At 58.9% G+C, this 1,759-nt stretch carries 3 protein-coding genes; all 3 read right to left on the reverse strand.

Features of this window, described 5'->3' with window-relative positions:
* The coding region (locus DXB53_RS09775; RefSeq protein WP_147330910.1) for a PTS sugar transporter subunit IIC at positions 1 to 611 on the reverse strand (611 nt) is incomplete at its 3' end.
* Between the two features lie 58 nt (positions 612 to 669).
* Positions 670 to 1,152: a PTS sugar transporter subunit IIB gene (locus DXB53_RS09780; protein ID WP_099432286.1), complete on the reverse strand. Its 483-nt coding sequence runs from the start codon at positions 1,150 to 1,152 to the stop codon at positions 670 to 672.
* 57 nt (positions 1,153 to 1,209) lie between these two features.
* A complete protein-coding gene (locus DXB53_RS09785; RefSeq protein WP_117584287.1) occupies positions 1,210 to 1,629 on the reverse strand; it encodes a PTS sugar transporter subunit IIA in 420 nt (139 codons plus the stop codon).
* Positions 1,630 to 1,759 lie beyond the last annotated feature (130 nt).

Genomic DNA, 1,759 nt, shown 5'->3' on the forward strand with positions numbered 1-1,759 from the left:
GGCACGAGCTGCTTGGTGAGCACCAGGCGGCCGAGCATGGCGAAGCCCATGGCAGGCAGGATGTTGGCGGCAACGCCAAAGCCAGCAAGGACAAAGGGCGGGATGAAGTCGAGCATGCCCTGGATGGCGTCAGCACCCAGATAGAACGACAGCGAGCACAGCAGGAACGCCATGATGATACCGGTCAAACCGATCAGGAAGTGCATCGCATAGACACCCTTAAGGTTGCCCTGGCCGGAGAAGACATCAGCGCGGTCAACCAGGATCGGCAGGGCGGCGTTGAGGATGTTCTTGATGGCAAGGCACAGCGTGGCGATGGGCATGGCAAGCGCGATGGCTGCCTCGGTGCTCTGGCCCAGCTGGATAGCGAAGGCGCAGGCGAGCACGCCGCCGATCGTCTCATCAGGCGGCACGTAGGCGCCGATGGAGATCGAGCCCATGAACAGCAGCTCCAGGCTGGCGCCGATCGCGAGGCCGGACTGCAGGTCCCCCAGCACCAGGCCCACGAGCGGGCACAGGACGATGGGGCGGAACGCATAGAGCGTACCGAGCTGGAAGTCGAACTTACCAAATGCGGCGATAAGTCCGATGAGGATTGCTTGGGTAAGCATATATCCCCCTTTCCTAATAGGAAACTACGAAGAGCTCAGACTCTTCGAAATTGAACGCCTAGAGCACGCTGGCGCAGTCAACCTTGGGGTCATCGGCCAGGGGTCGAATCTCGACCTCAACGCCACGATCCAGCATCTCGCGCACATCGGCTTCCTCGGCCGCGGTCAGGAAGATCTGACGAGAGACCTGACGCGCATCGGGACGCTTCTCGTCCTTGGGCTTGGTGTTGCCCAGGTTGACCGACTTGATCTGCGGGCAGCCCTCAACGAGCTGCTTTGCCTCAGCAATAGTGGCGACACAGATGATCATCTTGTACTTGTCGGTCACGCCCGAGTTGATAGCTTCGATTGCATGCTCCATATCTTTGATGACGAGCTTGCAGCCGGCAGGCTTGCCCATCTTGAGCGTCGTCTTCCACACCGGGTCGTTAGCGACCTTATCGCCCACGCAGAAGATGCAGTTGGAGCCAAGGCCCTGAACCCAGGAAACTGCGACCTGGCCATGAAGCAGGCGATGGTCAACGCGAAGTAGCTGAATCATAATGTGACCCCCCAAAGGTCTTGTGCCGTCTTACGGCGTGTCAGTAGGTGCTGCGGATTAGAACTCTTCTTCCTCGTCGTCATCGACCAAAAGATCGTTGACAAACTTCACGCGCGTATCGTCCGCAGCGACGATGGCGCGAATCGTCTCCTCAACCGGCGCCGACTCGTCAGAAAACAGCAACTGGATGAGGAGAGGAAGGTTCATGTTGGTAACGAGGTACGCGCGGGGACGCGTCTGGACGATCTTGGTGAACTCGTTGTTGACGCTGCCGCCAAAGAGGTCGGTGCAGACAACGACATCATCGTCGGCAGACATGCCTGCCAGCAGTTTTTGGGCCTCCTCGGCCACGTCCATGCGGCCATCGACGAACATCGAAAGATCGTGGACGTTGTCGCGAGCGCCCGAGAGCAGCTCGACGCTCTCCTTGATGCCGGTAGCGAAGTGCGCATGGCTGGCGATGATGTACTGTCTCATTCTGTGTTCCTCTCAATAGCCCGGCACGTTCCCGCACCCGTTTTCTTTAGTAGTCGAACTGGTGATAGTAGCGACGATACTTGAGGTTGTGCTTGGTGACCGTCTCGTAGTAGCGAGCCAGGCGGTCGGT

Origin of the sequence: Collinsella sp. OM04-5 (assembly GCF_003439125.1) — a bacterium.
Classification (GTDB): domain Bacteria; phylum Actinomycetota; class Coriobacteriia; order Coriobacteriales; family Coriobacteriaceae; genus Collinsella.

Coding starts and splice junctions, on each gene's coding strand:
- DXB53_RS09780 (WP_099432286.1), bottom strand. CDS start 1,152: ATGATTCAGCTACTTCGCGTTGACCATCGCCTGCTTCATGGCCAGGTC.
- DXB53_RS09785 (WP_117584287.1), bottom strand. CDS start 1,629: ATGAGACAGTACATCATCGCCAGCCATGCGCACTTCGCTACCGGCATC.